An 18,815-nucleotide genomic window follows, 5' to 3' on the forward strand; every position below is an offset into this window, starting at 1 on the left:
TCTATTTCTCGCAGAGCGCGTGGTCCACCAGCTCGCCGACCGTCCGCAGTTGCGCGAATCCTTTGCTCTGCGTGACATCCTCACCGACAGCGAGAGCGGCCGACAGTGAGACGACGGCGCTTCGGCCGCCGTCATCGGTCACTCCGGCGTTGGTGAGGAATCCCGTCTGACCGCCGTTGTGCATCCAATAGGTGCCGCCGCAGGACAGCGGCACCGCGAACAGGCCGAGGCCGTAGCTCGCGCCGGGCCAGACCAGTCCGGTGACGCCGTCGACCGGCACCGTGGTACGCATCTGGGCCAGCTCTTCGGGTCGCAACAGTTGTCCGCCGAGCAGGCTTCGGTAGAAGATGCCGATATCGGCGGTGGTGGAGAGGTAGCCGGCGGAGGCGTCGGCGTCCACCAGTTCGGTGACGTCGATCAGCGGACCGTCGGCCTCGAATTGCTGATACCCGTTCGCGTGCGGGTCGGGCAGCGTCGGCGCGTCGCCGGGCCAGCGAGTGTCACGCAGTCCGAGTGGTTCGAGGATCCGTGCGGAGATCTCGTCGTACCAGGGCCGGTTTGCCACCTGCTCGATGATCAGGCCGAGCAGGACATAGCCGACATTGGAGTACGACCACCCCGCGCCCGGCGCGAAATCTGGTGCATGCCGCATGGCGGTCGCCACTGTTTCGCGCGGATCGCGCACTTCATAGCGGAGCCGGTAGTAGTCCTCGGCAGTGGCCATTTCGGGCGGATTTTCGTGAATACCGCTGGTGTGCTGAAGTAGTTGCCGGACGGTGATTCCCGCCCCGTCATTTCCGTTACCGCGCACCATATCCGGCAGCCGGCGCTGAACGGTGTCCTCCAACGAGAGCCGACCTTCGCCGACCAGCATGAGGACCACCGTGGCGACCATCGTCTTGGTCAAGCTCCCGATCCGGAAATACCCATCGGGCGAAACCTCATTCAGAGCAACAGCATCCGAGTGACCCGCTACCGCTGTCCGATCGGTCCCGACGCCCACGACCCTGGCCTGTACTCCCGTGGTTCCCAGTGCCGCGATCACGTCGACGTCCCGTCGCAGAGTGTCCGCGCGGGGTTCGGCGTCGCACCCGCAGACCGTCGAGGCCAGCGCGAGCACCGCGGCCAGGATCGTGTATCGCATCGTTCCCCTTTCGCATCACCGGGAACCTATCGATGCCGAACACCCCTCGACATCCCACTGCGGTACGGCAACGCACTCACCCCGCGGTATCGACTCGGCATTCGCGCGCCGGTCGAGTCACGGCGCGCGCGTCGGCGAGATTGGCGACGTCCGGTCCGCATCGTCGCTATCCGCACATCGCTGACACACCTGAGTGACGGCGGATTCGGTGTATGACCGAGTCACACTCCGGGTTGTCCACACCGCGTACAGGGAACATCGTTAGCGAGGTTAACGGACAAGCTCGACGTCTCGATCTACCCACGTCCCGAATCGAAATCTGCACGAAAGGAAACTTCACGGTGAGAACGAAGCGAGCGATAGCGGTTGTGGCAGTGGCAGTTCCGGCGATGTTCATGGTCCCGGCCGTCAGTTCCGCACAGCTGCCGATCTGTTCGGCCGAGATGTTGACCGCGACCACCCAGCACGACTCGGCGCCCTCGACCCAGCAGAACACCCTGCGGATCGTGCTCACCAACACGTCCCAGCAGAGCTGCCTGGTCCAGGGCTACCCGGGCGTCGACCTGGCCGGGCCCCACCATCCGACCTACGGGCCGAACTACTCGCTGCCACGCCAGGAAACCGGTTTCGCCCCCGTGACAGTCGCCCCCGGCGCGGCCGTGAGCAGCGAACTCACTTATCTCTCGGACGGACCCGAAGGCTGGACACCCACCACGATCGTCCTGACCCCACCCGACACCACCACCCAGTTGCAGGTGCCGTGGCCTCAGGTCGGCAGCGTCGCCCGTCAAGACGCCGCCACCCACGCGGGTACCTTCATCGGCCCACTGCGGCCGGCCTGATCATGCGAATGTTGAACCACGCGCAGAAGGGAAATCCGATGAATCTTCCAATTCGCCGATTCGGCTTCGCTGTGATGCTCGGCGCCGTGCCCGCCGTGCTCACCGCACCGAATGCGACCGCGGCCGTGACCGGAGTGAGTGTGGAGCAGCCTGCCGAGGGCCTGCGCACCGGCTGCGCTTACACGGTCACAGTCGGTGTCGACGCACCGGTTTCCGAGGCCGGGGAGGTGACCATCGGCATCAGCGGTGGTTCGGTGCCCGGGAACGGCAAGCAGCTCGGGGTCGCCGTCTACCATCCGGAGAACGGCACCGCGACCTTCGACTGGACACCCGAGTACACCGGTCGTCAAAATCTTGTCGCCCAGCAGTTCAAGCCGGGGCAATACACCTCTACGGACTACATCACGGTCGAGGTCGTAGGCCGCGGTCTGAACACCGGGAGCTCCTGCCTGCCGCTCCGGTAGAACCACAGGCCGGGCCGACTCCCCCGAATCCGGCAACCCGCGCGATTAGGATCGCTACGGTGGGATTGGTGTTCGAGACCCGACTATCGGACTCGCCATGGGTGGAGTCGGTCTGGACCTGCCGCAGTGAGCAGGTCGCGGAGATGACATCCGTGGCGACCGAGACCTGGGGATTGGTGTTCTGGGAGCAGCGGGGTGTGCCGTTCGCGGCGGTCACCGGGCCGGAAGTCGCCACCAGCACCGCACCCGTTCCCGAGGGGGCCGACTTCGTCGGCATCCAGTTCGCGGTCGGCACCTCGCTGCGCGCGGTGACCGCGACAACCCTGGTCGACAGTGGGATCGTCCTGCCCGATGTGACCGCACGGGGGTTCTGGCTGGACGGCGACCGATGGGAAACACCGCGCGTCGACGACGCGGAAGCGCTGGTCGAGCGGCTGGTCGGCCAGGGCGTCGTGGTACGCGATGCCCTGGTCGCCGACACCCTGCGTGGGCTGACGCCCGCGATCACCGAGCGCACGCTCGAGCGTCGCTTCCGGGCGGCGACGGGCCTCACCCAGGGCGCGGTCCGTCAGATCGAGCGGGCCCGCACCGCGGCGGTGCTGCTGAGCGCGGGCGAGGCGCCGGGCGATGTCATCGACAAGCTCGGCTATTACGACGAGCCCCACCTCGCCCGCGCTCTGCGCCGGTTCGTCGGCCGGACGGCGGGGCAGCTGCGCGAGGGTGCCAGTGGTGCGATCGCGCTCGACCTCACTCAGCGCACCACGTCGTAGACCATCTTGGCGACGCCGTTGGAGTAGGTCGCCGAGTCGCGCAGGCGCAGCTGCTGTTTGGGCCGGTCGGCCCGGCCGAACAGGCTCTTGCCCGCGCCGAGCAGCACCGGGAAAACGAGCAGATTGTATCGATCGATCAGGTCGGCGTCCGAAAGCCGCTGTGCCAGTTCGGCGCTGCCGTGGATGTAGATCGGGCCGCCGTCGGTCTGCTTCAGCTTCTCGATGTCCTCGGTCGAGCGCAGGATGGTGATCTCGCCCCAGCCCTCGATCAGCGCGTCGTCGGTAAGCGAGGAGGAGACAACATATTTGGGCAGCTCCTTGTAGGCAGCGTGATCCTCGGAATCGCGCCAGATCGGGGCGAACGCCTCGTAGCTGCGGCGGCCGAACATCAGCGCGGTGGTGTCGGCGAGTTCCTCACCCTTGAGCGAATACGCCTCCGGCACGAACTCGGTCTCCATCACCCACCCGCCACTGCGATGCCCCTCGACCTTCCCACCGGGCGAGTCCACCACGCCGTCGAGCGACATGAATCCCGTGTAAACCAGTTCGCGTGCCATCACAATCCTCCTGAGTACGAGCGTCGGAAACTGCCTGCGGCCAGCCTAGGGAACGCTCCCCACACTGTCTTGGACGAAACCGACACGTGCGTCCGGAGGGCCTAACCGGCGCGAGGCCGACGAAGTCGCCAGTTTCCTGTGCCGTTCTGCTTGGCTGGATGGATGCGGGATTCATGGGGTCGTGCGCAGCAGCCCGGTCAGTTCGGGCAAGTCGAGCATCGCGCGGCAGTTGCTGGCCGACCTCGAACGGCCCTTCTTTCACATGGGCGTCGACATGATCGGCGCGATGCGGTCGGAATCGCGGACCCATGAGCTGGATCCAGCCGAACTCGCCGATGTCCTGCGACGGACCCGAGCGGGGTTCCACCGCGCCGTCGCCGCGATGGCCTCGGCGGGCAACGACATCGTCATGGACCACGTCCTGAGCGAGCCGTGGCGGCTGCGCGATTGTCTGACGGTCATGCACGGCATCGACGTCGTCTTCGTCGGCGTGCACTGTTCACTCGTCGAACTGCAACGCCGAGAACAGCAACGCGGCGACCGTCCCCTCGGCACCGCGGCCGGCCAGATCCACTCGGTCCATGCCCACAGAATCTACGATTTGGAACTCGACACCAGCACCGACACCGTCGAGAACTGCTCGGCTCAGATCACCGCGTTTCTCGACCGTGCCCCTACACACCGAGCATTCGATCGCCTTCGCGCCGAACCGGCGATTTGATATGCGTGTGCGACCCGACGCCGGAGGCGCCTAGCCCTAGACCTGCGCGCGCTGTGGGTGAACAGCGTTGCGGCGGGTGGCGCCCGATCAGCGTTGGCGCCAGCTCAGGGGGCCGGGGAGGTCGACGCTGTTCTTGCGAGTGCGGGAGTTCCAGGACCAGGGGCCGATCTTGATGCCCCAGGACGACAGGCCCGATTGGGTGAAATTGAACTTCAGCGGTCCGAAGGATTTGCGCTGACGGAACTTGATGGGCATGAGCAGCCTCCCTGATCGCCACCAGGATAGCCGATCCGGTTACGCCCCACCGGTTTCCGCAGGTCGCTAGGACGAACCGGAACGTCGGCGACGACGAGCGATGGCGAACATGGTGAGGGCGGCGGCGATCGCGAGGCTGATGGCGAGGGTCAGCAGGATCAGGGGGGCGGTGGGGTCGGTTCGGCCCGCGCCGCTGCGGCGGATCAGCAGGGCGGCGATCAGGGGGCCGACCATCGTCAGCGCCGCGGCTGTCGACAGCAATCCGCCGGTGATCCATTCGACGGGTCCGAGCCTGGCGCTGGATAACGAACGCACAGGCCGGGAATGTACTGACATGACCTCCCCTTTCGTTGGTATCTGAAAGGTACCGCGCCGGACGGAATAAACCGCGACCACGCGACCGGGCCGTCGCCGCCATGTCGCCAGCAAACGAAGAGCGACTGCCGAGTCGGGCTATTCGGCCGCGCGTCGCTCGGATCGGGTGCGTGCCCGGTCGTGGGCCTCGCGCAACAACTCGCGGACCGTCGTTTCGGTGGCAGTCGACGGATTCACCACCGCGAGCCAGTTCGCGGCCGCGTAGAGGGGGTGGGCGACAACGGTGTCCTCGATGCTCGCGTCGGTCGGGGCGGCCGCTGCGGCGAAGGTCGTCTTGCTCACGGCGATATTGACGCGAAAGCTGCCGGGGCGGTTCAGGTCGGATGTCTCGTCGCCGGGGTAGTCCTTGGTCACGATGGTGGCGAAGGGCTGACCGGCGGGCACGACGCCGTCGGGGGCGTAGTAGAAGAAGGTGTCGCCCCAGCTGATCTCGGGAGCCTCACTCCCCTCGGTCGGCCGCAGCACCAGCACTCCACCGAGGCCGGTCACGTAGTCGGTTACTTCATCGATCGTCATGCTTCGAGCGTCTCATCCGCATGCGAGCTGTTCCAACCCCGGTGTGAACTGTCCGGTCAGCGAGCGCCGACCAGTTCCCGCCTACCCAACGCGGCAACCGCCTGGCTCGCCGCCGAATCCGGGTGCACGGTGTACACCACCAGCAGCTGATCCAGATCGCCCGGCAAAGCCAATGTCTCGTAACCGAATTCGATCCGGCCGACCACCGGATGCTGGATCAGCCGGTCGCCGTGCGTATTGCCCGCCGAGGTGTGGATCGACCAGATGCGATGGAACACCGGGTTGCCGACGGTGAGTTCGTCGATGAGTGAGGTCAGCCTGCGATCGCGCGGGCAGCGGTCCACCTGGCGACGGAGATAGGCGGCGGTCTCCGCGGCAACGGGTTCCCAGTCGGGATAGAACACGCCCGCCGCGGGGTTCAGCACCGTGAAGCGGGCCAGGTTACGTTCGGAGTCGGTGACCGCGTCGAAGCCGAAGACCTTGTCGCCCATGTCGTTCCAGGCCAGCACTTCCATGTGGCGCCCGAGCACGAACGCGGGCGTCGTGATCGAGTGGAGCAGCAGCCGGGTGCCGGGGCGAATGGTCGGAGCGTAGTTGTAGTCGGGGTCGGCGGGACGGACCAGCGTGTAGAAGTGGTCGCGCTCGGCGGCGTCGAGACGCAGGGCGCGGGCAACGGAGTCGAGCACCGAATCGGGGTAATCCTCATCGCGCCCCCGCTCCAACCGGGTGTAGTAATCCACACTCATGCCGGCCAGCTGCGCCACTTCCTCGCGACGCAATCCGACCATCCTGCGGCGACCGTATTCGCTCAGTCCGACGGCGGCGGGTTGGATGCGGGCGCGCCGGGTGCGAAGGAACTCGCCGAGAGCGGGTGACGACATGGCAGCCAGCGTAGAAGGTAGCGGCGGGTACGCGTGCATCGCATCATGCGAAGGGAATTGTTCGGTTGGTTAACGAGGTGCGTCGGGGCGGCGAAATACCGGGTACAACAAGTCGAGGGAGGACGTCCATGTTGATCCGATCCGCACTCACCGTTCTGTCCGGGGCCGCGCTGGCCGCCGGTTTCCTGGCCGCGGGACCGGCCGCCGCGCAGTCGGGACTCGGTGATTACACGCCGGTCGACCCCGTCGACTACCAGGTTCCCGAACCCGAATACGCGGGCAGCGTCTTCTTCACCACCCCTGATGGACGGCACTGCGCCATCTACTGGAACAACGGCCCGGCCGGGTGTGACGCGGTCCCGATCGACGCGCCCGCGGGCACCGACCAGCTCCGGGTCGGGATCCTCGAAGCGGCGCACTTCGTCGACGCCGACAGCCCGATCTTCACCCACCCGGCCGCGAAGGTGCTCCCCGAAGGTCACCGGATCACGCGGGAGAACACCACCTGCGGCATCGGCTATCAGGGGACGGTGAGCTGCGAGGTCGGCGAGCACGGCTTCACCCTGTCGGCCACCTACAGCGTGCTGCGCTGACGCGCCTTCAGCAGCTCGATCACCGCGGTGATGCTCTGCGCGCCGTGCCCCGCGGTGACCGCGCGGTCCAGTAGCTCGTGCATCGGGGCGTGCCAGGACAGGTCGACGCCCGTTTCGGCGCCGAGCCGCACATCGTCGGCGACGGCGGTGTGGAACAGCTCGACCGAGGAGCCGAGGCGGGTGTAGTCCCTGTCGTCGATCTCGCCCGCCAGCACCGGGAGCAGCGACTCGATCATCTGCAACCACTTCACCGAATAGGGCACCATCGTCGACGCGGGCAGTCCGCGCGAGGCCAATACCGCCGCGCCTTCGAGGAAGCCGAGCAGCGCGGGGAGCAGGGTCGCGCCGACGGCGGATTCGTAGAGCGCGGCCAGATCCGTTTCGGCACCGAGGAATTCGAGATCGCCACCCAGTACCCGCAGGGTAGCGGCGTGCGTGTCGAACACCTCGCGATCGCCACCGAAATACAGCAGCGTCCGCGGATCACCCACGGCCGCGGGCACATTCTTGATCGCACCGCCGAGAAAGCGCGCACCCGAGCAGTGCGCGAAGTGCGCGAATTCCCTTGCCTGGTCGGGTGTTCCGCTGTTCAGGGTGATGAGGTCGCGGCCCGCCAGCGCGTCGACGCCGAGCAGGCTCTCGCGGTTAGCGGCGAAGGTGGTGAGGCAGGAGATGATCACCGGGCTCGCGGCGACGGCATCGGCGATGTCGGCGTGCGCGGTCGCGCCCGCGTCCACCAGGGCCGTCGTTCGTTCGTGGCTGCGGTTCCACACCTGGGTGCGGTAGCCCGCGGCGAGGAAGGCGGCGGCCAGCGCGCTGCCCATCGACCCGGTGCCGAGCACCGTCACCGATTTCTCGATCATGTCCACTCCTGTCCACGAGGTCGATCGGACGACCTGCCTGGACCGAGTGTCGATTCGGGTCCGCACGCGGACAAGTACGCACTTGCGCCATCCGTTGCGCACCGGCAGGTAAGCAACCAGGTCACGGGTTACCAGGCATGACGGCGCTGTGCCAGGTGTCACCGGCCCGGATTTATGAACGTTGCCAATGTGGAGACGAGGATGCCTGTCACTCGCGCGGCACAGTCGTAGAGTCTGAGTATGTCGGAGCCCGAGATGACCGAATTGGTGCAGCGCAGTGTCGAGGAAGCGCTGCTCGGTGGGCCGCGTCGATATACGCGCACGCAGGTGGCCGAGCAGTCGGGGGTGCCGGAGTCGGAGTCGCGGCGGCTGTGGACAGCGCTGGGCTTTCCGGCCAATGAGGACGACGAGGTCGACTTCACGCAGACCGATATCACCGCGGTCACCAACTTTCGGAGTATGAGAGTTGTTGCCTCGTCCGATATTCGGCAACAGGCCGCGGCCGCGCGGACGATCGGCCAGGGCATGGCGCGGCTGGCGGAGTGGCAGGCCGACCTGGTGCTGGCCGAGATCAAGGCGCGCGTCGCCGCGGCCGATCCCGCGATTCCGCTGGCGGAACGGATCGGTGCCGCAACGGAATCCACCATGGCGAGCATCGACCAGTTGCAGTCGTATGTGTGGCGCAGGCACCTGGCGGCCGCGGTCGCCAGGTCGAGCGAGGCGCAGGGCGAAGGTTCGATGCGGACGCTGGCGGTGGGATTCGCCGACATGGTCGGTTTCACCCGGCTCACCAGGCACCTGCACCCCGACGAACTGTCCACGCTCCTCGAAGCTTTCGAGTCGACCACTACCTCGGCGATCACCGACAACGGCGGCTGGGTGATCAAGAACGTCGGCGACGAGGTGATGTTCGCCGCCGAGACCGCGGCCGCGGCCGCCCGCATCGCGCTGGCCATCCAGGAGTCGACCATGCTCGTCGGCGGCACGCCGGAACTGCGCGTGGCGTTCGCCTACGGCGAGGTGCTGCAACGCTTCGGCGACCTCTACGGCTCGGTGGTCAATATCGCCGCCCGCCTGACCGGCGTCGCCCGGCCGGGCAACATCCTCATCGACGACGCCGCGGCCTCGGCCCTCGACGACAACCCCGAATTCGCCATCCGCCACCTGCGCAGCGTCCGCGTTCGCGGTTTCAACCGCCTACGCCCCCACCGCCTGCGGCAGGCATGATCGCGGCGTGCACAGCTTCGAAGTGCACAGCTCCGGCGCGGCGGCCCGCTGACCAGCCGTCGAGCGGCGTCGGCACACCGTTGCCTAGGGTGTTGTAGTGGACTTGGATTGGCGCAGCGTGCGCGAGGAGTACACCGTGTTCGCCGATGACGCGGTCCTCGCGTTGAACAAACCGTCGGGGATCTCGGTGACCGGGGAGCGACACGACACCGATCTGGTGGAGTTGGCACAGGCGGCGGGGACGCAGCTGTATCCGGTGCACCGCATCGACAAGGTGACCTCGGGACTGGTGCTGCTGGCTACCGATCTGGCCGCGCACGGACCGTTGACCAGGCAGTTCAACAATCAAACCGCACGTAAGGCGTATCTGGCGATCGTGTCGGGCGCCGACCTGCCCGATGGCGGTGAGCTCGATCTGCCGTTGAGTGTGGGACGCAAGAATCGGGTGCGGATCGCGGCGCCACGCGAGGCGATCAAGCGCGAGGGTGACCGGTGGTTCGTCGACGAGGCGGATCTGCTGCCCGCGAAGAACTATCCGTCGCGCACCTTGTTCAGCACGGTCGCCAGGCACGGCGAGCACGCACTGCTGGCCCTGCGGCCGGTGACCGGGCGTCGCCATCAGATCCGCGTGCAGCTGGCCTGGATCGGCCATCCGATCCTGGGCGACCCGCTGTTCGACCGCAGCGCCGCGCTGCCCCGCACCCACCTGCACTCCTGGCGACTCGGCCTCGACGCCGACTGGCTCACCCCGCCGCTCCTCGATCTGGAGGCCACCCCCGGACCCGATTTCTGGGAGCCGTTCACGTCCGACCCGGACGAGAGCGCGCGACTTCTCCACACCGCCGCACAACTGATTTCCGGCTGACTGTCACCCTCATACCCGGCTCGGCAACCACTCGGGTGCGCGGCCGAGAACGCGCAAGATGCGGTCCAGAGTCGCGGTCGTGTCCGTGACCTCGAGCGACGGGCCGAACGCGGCGCCGGGACGATGGCGAGCCGTGCCGGTGGGGACCGCTTCGGCGATACGCAGGGCGGTCGGGGCCAGGTCGGGGTCCAGGTCGATCGCTCGGCCTACCGACCGGGCGACATCCCAGGCATGGACGACGCTGTCGATGAGATGGAAGCCGAGGGCGGTCGCGACCGGGAACTCGCCCGGTGGGATTTCGGGCAGAAACAGGGTGCGGGCCTGGCAGGCGGCGAAGGCCGCGACGACGTCGTGGGCGGACCGGACATAGTCGCCGATCGGATCGGTTGCGGGGCGCACCGCCCAGACCGCCGGGTCGTTCGCACCGCGAGCGGCTGCGGCGAAACCACGATTCTGGGTGCCCATGTGGTCCAGCAGAGCGCGCAGATCCCAACTCGCACAAGGTGTTTCGTTCGACAGTGCGGCATCGGACGCCGCCTCGACCGCGTCGATGCTCAGCCGCACCGCGCGCTCGTGCCGGACCAGGAGAAGTCGATCTCCCTCGGAGATAGTACGCATATGCTGACCGTACGCTCATGCTTACGATATGCCAAGGGTTATCGACCGAACCGTCCGGCGGTAGATTTCGACCATGCCGAAAGCGACCCGGCCGGATCTCGCGGCCATGCTCGTCCCGCTCGGCCGTGCGCTGACGGAGGCGGAGCGGCCCGTCCTCGACCGGCACGGGCTCACCATGTGGGCCTACGTGGTACTGCTCGGACTCGACGAAGGGCCCGTCCACACCCAGGCCGCGCTCGCCAAGACGATCCGGGCGGACAAGACCCGGATCATCCCGGTCCTCGACGACCTCCAGCAGCGCGGCCTGATCCTGCGCGAGCCCGATCCGGCCGACCGGCGCGTCAACCTGGTCCGGCTCACCGCCGACGGCGCGAAGCTGCGCGACCGCGCCCAGCACGACATCCAGGAACAGGAGAAGCGACTACTGGCCGACCTACCCGCCGCCGATCGCCATGCCTTCCTGCGCGTACTACAGCTGCTCGCCGACCGCACCCGAACCGCGGAATCACCCGGGTGAGCGGCGACACAGACCACCTCGTGGGTTTCGGTCCGTGGCACGGCTCATGAAGACGAATAAGCGCAGGTCATCTAGCCTGGAGAGGTGCCGATGAGTCATACCGGCGCACTCTGACGCAACGGAGCGATCCCAGAGAAGAAAGCGACTGCCGATGATCCTGGCGGCTCAGCTCAGCGATACCCACTTCGACCTCAGCGCGCGCAACACCGAACGGGTGGAGGCGGTGATGGGCTACCTGGCGGACCTGCCACGCAGGCCCGACGTCATCCTGGTGACCGGCGACATCACCGATTCCGGTACGCCGGAGCAGTACGCGCAAGCGCGCCTTGCCCTGCGAGCGGACATCCCCGTGTACCTGCTGCCCGGTAACCACGACGACCGCGCGAACTTCCGCACCGCACTGCTGGGCGAGCCGGCCTCGACCACTCCCGTCAACAGCGTCCACCGCGTCGGGGCGCTCACCGTCGTCATGCTCGACTCGAGCATCCCCGGTGAACCCGCGGGCCTGCTGGGCGAGGACACCTTCGACTGGCTGCGCGCGACGCTCGCCGAGGCGCCGGACGGACCGATCCTGGTGGCCCTGCACCATCCGCCCAAGCACGTGTTCAGTCCCGTGGTCGATGTCATCGCGCTCGCCGATCCCGGCCGGCTGGCCGCCGTGGTGGCGGGCGATCCACGCATCGTCGGCATTCTCACCGGCCACGCTCACGCCCCCATCGCGACGATCTTCGCGGGCAAACCCATGATCACCGGTCCCAGTACGGCTTCCGTCCTCGGCGGCGAATGGGAAGTGACGCCACCCCACCGCGTCATGGACTACGCACCCGACCCGGCCATCGCGCTGCATGTCATCGACGAGAACTTCGGCCTGACAACTCATTTCCGCACAGTCGCGATGGGCGGCTGGCTGTCCGAACCCCCACCCGCCTGACCGCCCGGCCGATCCGCGGCCGCCCGCAGCAACTCCATCGTCCGGGTGACGACCGGGTTGTACGACTCGGAGTCCTTGATGTGCGCGCAGATCGTGCGGCGCGGCGTCGGGTTGGTCAGCTCCAGCGCCCGCGAACCGGGCGGCAGGTCCGTCGCGCCGAGGCGGGGGACGACGGTGATGCCGACTCCGCGCGCCACGAATCGCAGGGCCGACGGGTAGTCGGTGGTCTCCACCACGAATCGGGGAGTGAAACCCGCTGCGGTGCAAGCGTTCAGCATTGCCTGCCGGCAGGGGCCGTGGCTGGTGTCGTTGTCGATCCAGCGGTATCGCTCGAGTTCGGCGACGTCGACGGTGGTGCGTGTCGCGAGTTCGTGGTCGGCGGGGACGACGGCTACGTAGGGCTCGGTCATCAGGTCGCGGTGGGTGTAGCCGGAGATCTGGGCCGGTTTGCCCAAGCGCACCGTGAGGGCGATGTCGGGACGGTTGCCCGACACCGCGGCCAGTGCGTCGACGATGCGCAGGCGAACCCTGGTGTCGGGGAATTCGTGGGTGAGGGTGGCGACCACGTCGGGCATCCAGTTGGTGCCCGCCGAGCTGAACGAGTTGATCGTGATCCGGGTGGCCTTGCCCGCGCGCAGGTCCGACACCGTCGACCCGAGCGCGGTCAACTCGTCGAGCACCTTGGCGGCCTCCCCGGCGATCACCCGGCCCGCCGGGGTCGGCACCACGCCGCGACCGACCCGTTCCAGCAGCTGCAAGCCGGTCTCGCGCTGGAGTGCGGTCAGGTGCTGGGAGATCGCCGACGGTGAGTAGCCGAGGGTCGAGGCCGCCGCGGCCACCGAGCCGGTGGCGACCACGGATCGGAAGATCATCAAGCGGTGCGTGTCGATCATGCGAACTCCTCGATTCAGTTCTACTGAATATTAGATGGCGAATACCCGCTTGTGCTTACCTCTTCACGGGTCCACCGTAGAGGCATGAAGTCACGTCTGCCCGCTCTCGCCCTGGTCGCCGTGATGCTCGCCTGGGCATCGTCGTTCGTGATCATCCGCGGCATCGCGCCCTACGTCTCGCCCGCGGCGATGGCATCCGGGCGGCTGCTCGTCGGCGCCGTCGTGCTGGTGCTGGTGCTGGCGTTTCGCGGCGGCCGGATGCCGCGCGGCACGGCGCTGTGGCTCACGATGGCCTACGGCGCACTCTGGTTCGGGCTCTACACCGTGCTGGTGAACGCCGCCGAACAGCATCTCGACGCGGGCACCACCGCCCTGCTGGTGAACATCGCGCCCATCGTGGTCGCCGTGCTGGCCGGGTTGTTCCTGAACGAGGGCTTCCCGCCGCTGCTGGTCGCCGGCATCGCGGTCAGCTTCACCGGCGCCGCGATCATCGCGTTCACCGGACCAGGACAGCGCGACCGCATCGGCGTGCTGCTCGCAGTGGCGGCCGCCCTGCTCTACGGCATCAGCGTGGTGGCGCAAAAGCTGGTGCTGCGGTCCACCGACCCGCTGACCGCGACCGCCCTCGGCGCGGTCGCCGGAGCCGTCATCCTCCTGCCGTGGGCACCGAAAATGGCACACGAGCTGGCCGAAGCCCCGCTCTCCGCCACTATCGGCGTCGTATACCTGGGCGTGGTCTCGACCGCACTCGCCTTCCTGCTGTGGGCCTACGCCCTGGCCCACACCCCCGCGGGAGTCACCGCGTCCTCGAGCTACGCCGTTCCAGCCCTCGCCATCGTCATGTCCTGGATCTTCCTCGCCGAGGTCCCCACCGCCACCGCACTCCTCGGCGGCACCCTGTGCCTGACCGGCGTCGCGATCGCGCGCTTGCGGCCGAGCATGTTCCATCGACGCCCACAGTCCGCCCCCGTGCACCAGGACGGCGCCGCCCCGGCGCTCCGGTAGCCGACACGCCCGCAGGCAACCCCACACAACCTCCACATCAGCCCCACACCCACACACCCGGCCCCTGGCAGACTGGACACGTGAGAGACAAGCCCGCGGGTCTGCCCAGCGGTCCCCTGCGCCCGATCGAACTGGCGAGCGGCGCGGTGATGGCCGGACTCACCGTCGGCCTCATCACCGTCGGCTCACTGGTTCCCATGGCGGCCGCGTTGCAGCTCGTCGCAGCAGTGCCGTTGGGCCTGCTCGCCCAGCGGTACCGGTTACGAGCACTGGTCACGGCGACTGTCGCGGCCACGCTGGTCACCTTCGTGGCCGCCGGTGTGATGCCCGCACTCGGCGTCATGGGCGCGGCCACCCTGGCGGGAATCATCGGGACGGTGAAGCGCCGAGGCGGCGGATTCCCCACGGTGTTCGCGCTCGGAATCGTCGCCGGCGTGGGCTGGGGCCTGTTCTCCGTCGGCAGCCTGCTGGTCTTCTCACGAACACGCGACCTGTTCTTCGACGCGATCCGCAATACCGCGAAGGGCATCGAGAATCTGGCGGGCCGGTTGCCCGCGCTGGAACCGCTCGGCCGGATGGCCGCCGACGCCGTCGATGTGGTGCTGCGCTGGTGGTGGATCTACGTCGGCGGCACGGTGGCGCTCGGCGTGCTGGTCAGCACGGTGATCTCCTGGTTCGTGCTCGGGGCGGTACTCGATCGCCTCGCGTGGTTGCCGGGCAGCGATCGACTCGACGCGCCGCTCGACGATCGGCCGGTCGGGCCGCTGCCGGTATCCCTGCACGGAGTCGGCTATCGCTACGAGGGCACGAATATCGACGCGCTGGCCGACATCGACCTCACCATTCGCCCGGGCGAGTTCGTCGCCGTCGTCGGCCACAACGGCTCCGGCAAGTCGACCCTCACCCGGGTCCTGGCAGGCAGGCCGCCGACGACGGGTGCGGTGGACCGTCCCGGTTCCGCGGGCTTGGGCGCGCTCGGCGGGACGGCGCTGGTCCTGCAGCGACCCGAGAGCCAAACTCTCGGCGTCTCGGTCGCCGACGATGTGGTGTGGGGCCTGTCGGCGGAATCCGCCGCCGCGGTCGACGTCGACGCGCTCCTCGCCGAGGTCGGCCTCGCCGACATGGGCGCCCGTGAGACCGCCACCCTCTCCGGCGGCCAGCAACAGCGCCTCGCCGTGGCAGCCGCGCTCGCCCGCCGCCCGGCGCTGCTCATCGCCGACGAAGCCACCTCGATGATCGACCCCGACGGCCGTCGCGAGCTCGTCGCCCTCCTGGCCGAACTCCCGCGCCGGCACGGCACCGCCGTGGTCCTGGTGACCCACCACGAAGCCGACGCGACCGCCGCCGACCGGGTGATCCACCTCGCCGACGGCCGGATGGTCGACCACCTCGCGAGCTGGCCCCACCCGGCCCGCGACCAGCGCCGCAGGGCGATGGGCGCCCCCGTCCTCGAACTCGCCGACGTGCGCCACACCTACAACCGCGGCACACCGTGGGAAGCACCGGCCCTGCACGGTGTCGACCTGTCGGTCCGCAAGGGCGAGGCGCTGCTGATCGTCGGTGGCAACGGATCGGGCAAATCGACGCTCGCCTGGATCATCGCCGGACTGATCGCGCCGAGCTCGGGACGCTGCGAACTGCGCGGCACCGCGGTCGACAAGCAGGTCGGCGGGGTGGCGCTGGCCTTCCAGCATTCCCGCTTGCAACTACAGAAGCAGACAGTCGGCGCGGAGATCGCCGACTGGGGTGGGCGGGCGACCGGGTCCGGCGCGGTCGGGCAAGCGCTGGACGCGGTGGGGCTCGACCGCCGCCTCGCCGCCCGTTCGGTGGAGGAACTCAGTGGCGGACAGGCCAAGCGGGTGGTCCTCGCCGCGATGGTGGCGAGCAGGCCGCAGGTTGTCGTCCTCGACGAACCGCTGGCGGGCCTGGATCCACAGGGCCGCGCCGAGATCGTGGAACTGCTCGCCCGGCTGCGGGATTCGGGGCTGACGTTGATCATCATCTCCCACGATGTCGCGGAGATGGCGATGGTCTGCGACCGCACGGTGCACCTGGACGACGGTGTGGTGGTCTCGGCCGACGGCCACGCGATCCCGAGAACCGAACGCGCACTCGACAAGCCGGCCTTCGTCGCCGGCCTGCCCCTCGGCCGTCGCGGTGACGAGGGCGCGACGGCACACACCAGCGCACCGAAAGGCACCACCCCATGAGCACAGTGCTGCTGCGTGAAGTCCCGGTCGACAGTGTCGTGCACCGCCTGTGGGCAGGCACGAAGATGATCGCCGCGTTCCTGATCAGCCTGCTGCTGATGTTCCTGCCGTCCTGGCCGGTGCTCGGCGTGATCACCGCCTTTCTGGTCCTGATCTGGGTACTCGCGCGGCTGCCACTCGGTGCGATCCCCCGGCTGCCGTGGTGGTTCTGGGGACTCGTCGTGCTCGGCGGCCTGATCAACGCGCCGATCGGAATGAAGGCGGTGCTCGGCTACACCCAGATCTTCGTCTTCGGAATGGTCCTGGTGGCCGCCTCGTTCCTGATCGCCTTCACCACGCCGATGGGCGAGATCGCCCCTGCCCTCGCGAAACTCGGTGCGCCGCTGCGTAAGTTGCGTCTGCCGGTCGACGAATGGGCCGTGGTCGTGGCGCTCACCCTGCGCGGATTGCCGCTGCTGTTCGACGAGATCCGGGTGCTGCGCGCCGCACGCCGACTGCGCCCCAAGGACAACCTGATGCACCGTGCCGCCGACAACCCGCTCATCGACATCCTCACCGCGTGCATGGCGGTATCGTCGCGGCGCGCGGGCGAACTCGGCGAGGCGATCACCGCCCGTGGCGGCACCGGCATGCTCACAGCGCATCCGAGCGCGCCGCACCGCCGCGACGCCATCGCACTCGGCGTGGTCGTCGTGGTCTGCGCGGGCGCCGTGGCGCTGAGCAACTTTATCGGCTGAGCGCAATACCCCGAATTCACTGTCCCGAAACCCTGGTGCAAGCTATGGTTCGTCACAGAAATCGAGCTAGGCAGCTTCACGCGCCGGTCACGAAACTTTCTCGGGGGAAGTCATCACCACGGCGCCTGTTCGAGCAACTCACACCTGATGAAATCCAGATGGGAAATGTTCACATGATCATCCGCAAAATCGCCGCGGCCGCTGTCCCGGTGCTCGCCGTCGCGCTGATGGGAACCGGAGTCGCCGGGGCCGACCCGGTGACGCCGAATGTCGATTACCGCACCGAGGTCGTCGGCAACACCCTCATCACCACCCTCACCCACGGCACCTTCGCCGTCACCGGCGGTGCGGTCGAGATCCGCGACGAAGCAGGCGCCACCCTGGTGTCGATGCCACTCTCGGTCCGCGACGGCAAGTTCGAGTACCCGCTGCCGCACGCGGTTCGCGACGACGGCCACGTACTCGAGCTGACCGCGGTCAAGGACGTCGCCGCGGCCAAGCCCAACCTCACGCCGGTCGCCTCACCCGCCGAAAACTATGCGGCACAGGCGAACTTCGCTTCCACCTTCGGCCTGGCCACCGCCGTCGGCAGCTTCGTCGGCATGGGCCTCGGCGCGGTGATCGGCCTGATCGTCGGCGGTGTCCTCATTCCCGGTGTCGGCGCGATTCCGGGCTTCGTCACCGGTGCCAGCGTCGGCGGCATCATCGGCACGATCATTGTCGGTGGACCCGCGCTGGTCATCGCGGGCATGGATCTGATCAACACCCTCCAGGCGCCGGCAGGTACCACGCAGTGGGCCCAGCAGACCAAATAGTCTGCGCCACAGTTCGATTCCTCCCTCGCGCCGGCGCCTACACTGGCGTCGGTGCGACAAGGAAACGGACTCGACATTCCCGATAGCCTCGGCGATCTGTGCGCGCCCGACCGGATGGCGCTGATCGTCTACGACATGCAGGTCGGGGTTCTCGGCCAGCTGCCCGACGGCCAGGAGATCACCGAACGCGTCGTGCGGGTGGTCGACGCCGCCCGGCGCGGCGGCTTTCCGGTGATCTTCCTCCGGCACTTCTTCCCGCCACGGCGACTGACCGGTGTGTACGGGATGCGGCTGCTGATGAGCTGGCAGAACGCCGAATCCGTCGACGACGTGGCCTTCATTCTGCAACGCGATACGCCCTCGTTCGAGCTGGTGCCCGAACTGGTGCCACGCGAAGACGAGTTGGTCTTCGACAAGATGTCGATGTCGGCCTTCGAGGGCACACCCCTCGCCACTCTGCTGCGTGATCTGCGGATCGGCTCCTACGCCATCGCCGGTGTGGCACTCGAAATCGGGATCGCGCCCACCGTGGCCCACTCCACCGACCTGGGTTTCGTGCCCGTGGTGATCGGTGACGCCTGCGGCGGCCGCGACAAGGAAGCGATGGCGCGCGCCTACGACGACTTCGCGTTCCAGGGCAATGCGCTGGTCACCGATGTCGAGACGATCTCCGCCCTGATGACCGGAAACTGACAACCCGGCAATCTCTCAGCACTGGATTTTCGGCCGCCTCGGATCCGAGGGACGAGACGGAACGCCGAAGGCGCAGTATCGTCCCTCGGATTCGAGGCCCACAGGGCCGAAAACCCCGCGGCGCCAGCCGCCAGAAGACTCAGTCTCGGATGGCGTTCTTGGCGGCGTCCTGGGCGGAGTCGACCTGGCCGCTGAACTTGCCGCCGGTCTTCTCGTCGACCACGTCACCCGCCTTGTCGATGACGCCGTCGACCTTGTCCGCATGCTGGGCAGCCAGGTCCATCGCCTTGCCCGCCAGGTTCTTGAAATCCACCGCGCACTCC

The 18,815-nt window shown here is 67.9% G+C and carries 24 protein-coding genes; 14 read left to right on the forward strand and 10 right to left on the reverse strand.

The genetic code is table 11. The annotated features are described in order from the left end of the window. Position 1: 1 nt before the first annotated feature. Positions 2-1,144, reverse strand: coding sequence for a serine hydrolase domain-containing protein (locus tag ACWF99_RS14610; RefSeq protein WP_452536234.1), 1,143 nt, complete (start codon positions 1,142-1,144; stop codon positions 2-4). A gap of 374 nt (positions 1,145-1,518) precedes the next feature. Here ACWF99_RS14610 and ACWF99_RS14615 point away from each other — a divergent pair, with 374 nt between their 5' ends. Genes ACWF99_RS14615 through ACWF99_RS14625 form a run of 3 tightly spaced genes read left to right on the forward strand, consistent with a single transcriptional unit; the run spans position 1,519 to position 3,220 of the window. Then, positions 1,519-1,986, forward strand: a complete 468-nt coding sequence (locus ACWF99_RS14615) for a DUF4232 domain-containing protein (protein WP_378632098.1) — start codon at positions 1,519-1,521, stop codon at positions 1,984-1,986. A gap of 38 nt (positions 1,987-2,024) precedes the next feature. Further along, positions 2,025-2,450: a hypothetical protein gene (locus ACWF99_RS14620; RefSeq protein WP_452536236.1), complete on the forward strand. Its 426-nt coding sequence runs from the start codon at positions 2,025-2,027 to the stop codon at positions 2,448-2,450. Between the two features lie 59 nt (positions 2,451-2,509). Beyond that, positions 2,510-3,220: a helix-turn-helix domain-containing protein gene (locus ACWF99_RS14625; RefSeq protein WP_452536238.1), complete on the forward strand. Its 711-nt coding sequence runs from the start codon at positions 2,510-2,512 to the stop codon at positions 3,218-3,220. On the opposite strand, the gene ACWF99_RS14630 is transcribed toward ACWF99_RS14625, so the two are convergent. Further along, positions 3,202-3,777: a dihydrofolate reductase family protein gene (locus ACWF99_RS14630; RefSeq protein WP_378990454.1), complete on the reverse strand. Its 576-nt coding sequence runs from the start codon at positions 3,775-3,777 to the stop codon at positions 3,202-3,204. The genes ACWF99_RS14625 and ACWF99_RS14630 overlap by 19 nt on opposite strands. A 181-nt stretch (positions 3,778-3,958) precedes the next feature. Here ACWF99_RS14630 and ACWF99_RS14635 point away from each other — a divergent pair, with 181 nt between their 5' ends. Continuing rightward, positions 3,959-4,498, forward strand: coding sequence for a chloramphenicol phosphotransferase CPT family protein (locus ACWF99_RS14635; RefSeq protein ID WP_452536240.1), 540 nt, complete (start codon positions 3,959-3,961; stop codon positions 4,496-4,498). A gap of 87 nt (positions 4,499-4,585) precedes the next feature. On the opposite strand, the gene ACWF99_RS14640 is transcribed toward ACWF99_RS14635, so the two are convergent. The 4 genes from ACWF99_RS14640 to ACWF99_RS14655 all read right to left on the reverse strand — a co-directional run bounded on the left by ACWF99_RS14640 (position 4,586) and on the right by ACWF99_RS14655 (position 6,525). After that, complete coding sequence (locus tag ACWF99_RS14640) at positions 4,586-4,753, reverse strand: DUF4236 domain-containing protein (RefSeq protein ID WP_084472559.1); 168 nt, start codon at positions 4,751-4,753, stop codon at positions 4,586-4,588. A 66-nt stretch (positions 4,754-4,819) separates the two neighbouring features. Beyond that, positions 4,820-5,068, reverse strand: coding sequence for a hypothetical protein (locus tag ACWF99_RS14645; protein ID WP_452536242.1), 249 nt, complete (start codon positions 5,066-5,068; stop codon positions 4,820-4,822). A 138-nt stretch (positions 5,069-5,206) separates the two neighbouring features. Then, positions 5,207-5,644: a DUF6194 family protein gene (locus ACWF99_RS14650; RefSeq protein WP_452536244.1), complete on the reverse strand. Its 438-nt coding sequence runs from the start codon at positions 5,642-5,644 to the stop codon at positions 5,207-5,209. A 56-nt stretch (positions 5,645-5,700) separates the two neighbouring features. Then, positions 5,701-6,525: a helix-turn-helix transcriptional regulator gene (locus ACWF99_RS14655; protein ID WP_452536246.1), complete on the reverse strand. Its 825-nt coding sequence runs from the start codon at positions 6,523-6,525 to the stop codon at positions 5,701-5,703. 128 nt (positions 6,526-6,653) lie between these two features. Between ACWF99_RS14655 and ACWF99_RS14660 the strand changes: the two genes are divergently transcribed. Beyond that, positions 6,654-7,118, forward strand: coding sequence for a hypothetical protein (locus tag ACWF99_RS14660; protein WP_378632076.1), 465 nt, complete (start codon positions 6,654-6,656; stop codon positions 7,116-7,118). On the opposite strand, the gene ACWF99_RS14665 is transcribed toward ACWF99_RS14660, so the two are convergent. Beyond that, a complete protein-coding gene (locus ACWF99_RS14665; RefSeq protein ID WP_452536248.1) occupies positions 7,100-8,143 on the reverse strand; it encodes an NAD(P)-dependent oxidoreductase in 1,044 nt (347 codons plus the stop codon). The two genes, ACWF99_RS14660 and ACWF99_RS14665, sit on opposite strands and share 19 nt — an antisense overlap. Positions 8,144-8,221: 78 nt before the next feature. On the opposite strand from ACWF99_RS14665, the gene ACWF99_RS14670 reads away from it, so the two are divergent. Next, positions 8,222-9,208, forward strand: coding sequence for an adenylate/guanylate cyclase domain-containing protein (locus tag ACWF99_RS14670; protein WP_452536250.1), 987 nt, complete (start codon positions 8,222-8,224; stop codon positions 9,206-9,208). Positions 9,209-9,305: 97 nt separating this feature from the next. Further along, a complete protein-coding gene (locus ACWF99_RS14675; protein ID WP_378632069.1) occupies positions 9,306-10,073 on the forward strand; it encodes an RluA family pseudouridine synthase in 768 nt (255 codons plus the stop codon). 9 nt (positions 10,074-10,082) lie between these two features. Here the strand turns inward: ACWF99_RS14675 and ACWF99_RS14680 are convergent, their stop codons facing one another. After that, positions 10,083-10,691 (reverse strand): TIGR03086 family metal-binding protein, encoded by a 609-nt coding sequence (locus ACWF99_RS14680; RefSeq protein ID WP_452536253.1) that lies wholly within the window; start codon positions 10,689-10,691, stop codon positions 10,083-10,085. 73 nt (positions 10,692-10,764) lie between these two features. On the opposite strand from ACWF99_RS14680, the gene ACWF99_RS14685 reads away from it, so the two are divergent. Further along, the gene (locus ACWF99_RS14685; RefSeq protein ID WP_452536255.1) at positions 10,765-11,208 is read left to right on the forward strand and encodes a MarR family winged helix-turn-helix transcriptional regulator; all 444 of its coding nucleotides are present in this window, start codon (positions 10,765-10,767) and stop codon (positions 11,206-11,208) included. Between the two features lie 151 nt (positions 11,209-11,359). Then, positions 11,360-12,139 (forward strand): metallophosphoesterase, encoded by a 780-nt coding sequence (locus ACWF99_RS14690; RefSeq protein WP_452536257.1) that lies wholly within the window; start codon positions 11,360-11,362, stop codon positions 12,137-12,139. On the opposite strand, the gene ACWF99_RS14695 is transcribed toward ACWF99_RS14690, so the two are convergent. Further along, positions 12,085-13,032: a LysR family transcriptional regulator gene (locus ACWF99_RS14695; protein WP_452536259.1), complete on the reverse strand. Its 948-nt coding sequence runs from the start codon at positions 13,030-13,032 to the stop codon at positions 12,085-12,087. The genes ACWF99_RS14690 and ACWF99_RS14695 overlap by 55 nt on opposite strands. Positions 13,033-13,116: 84 nt before the next feature. Between ACWF99_RS14695 and ACWF99_RS14700 the strand changes: the two genes are divergently transcribed. The 5 genes from ACWF99_RS14700 (at position 13,117) to ACWF99_RS14720 (ending at position 18,492) form a co-directional block, all read left to right on the forward strand. Further along, positions 13,117-14,037 (forward strand): DMT family transporter, encoded by a 921-nt coding sequence (locus tag ACWF99_RS14700; protein ID WP_452536261.1) that lies wholly within the window; start codon positions 13,117-13,119, stop codon positions 14,035-14,037. Between the two features lie 80 nt (positions 14,038-14,117). Next, the gene (locus tag ACWF99_RS14705) at positions 14,118-16,247 is read left to right on the forward strand and encodes an ATP-binding cassette domain-containing protein (protein WP_452536263.1); all 2,130 of its coding nucleotides are present in this window, start codon (positions 14,118-14,120) and stop codon (positions 16,245-16,247) included. After that, the gene (locus tag ACWF99_RS14710; RefSeq protein WP_452536265.1) at positions 16,244-16,984 is read left to right on the forward strand and encodes an energy-coupling factor transporter transmembrane component T family protein; all 741 of its coding nucleotides are present in this window, start codon (positions 16,244-16,246) and stop codon (positions 16,982-16,984) included. Before ACWF99_RS14705 ends, ACWF99_RS14710 begins: the two co-directional genes overlap by 4 nt. 173 nt (positions 16,985-17,157) lie before the next feature. Then, positions 17,158-17,799: an ammonium transporter gene (locus ACWF99_RS14715; RefSeq protein WP_378632050.1), complete on the forward strand. Its 642-nt coding sequence runs from the start codon at positions 17,158-17,160 to the stop codon at positions 17,797-17,799. Positions 17,800-17,850: 51 nt separating this feature from the next. After that, a complete protein-coding gene (locus tag ACWF99_RS14720) occupies positions 17,851-18,492 on the forward strand; it encodes an isochorismatase family cysteine hydrolase (protein ID WP_452536268.1) in 642 nt (213 codons plus the stop codon). A 139-nt stretch (positions 18,493-18,631) separates the two neighbouring features. On the opposite strand, the gene ACWF99_RS14725 is transcribed toward ACWF99_RS14720, so the two are convergent. After that, entirely contained in the window at positions 18,632-18,805 is a 174-nt protein-coding gene (locus tag ACWF99_RS14725) for an antitoxin (protein WP_101464487.1), read from the reverse strand. Positions 18,806-18,815: the final 10 nt, after the last annotated feature.

Source organism: Nocardia sp. NPDC055002, assembly GCF_053608825.1.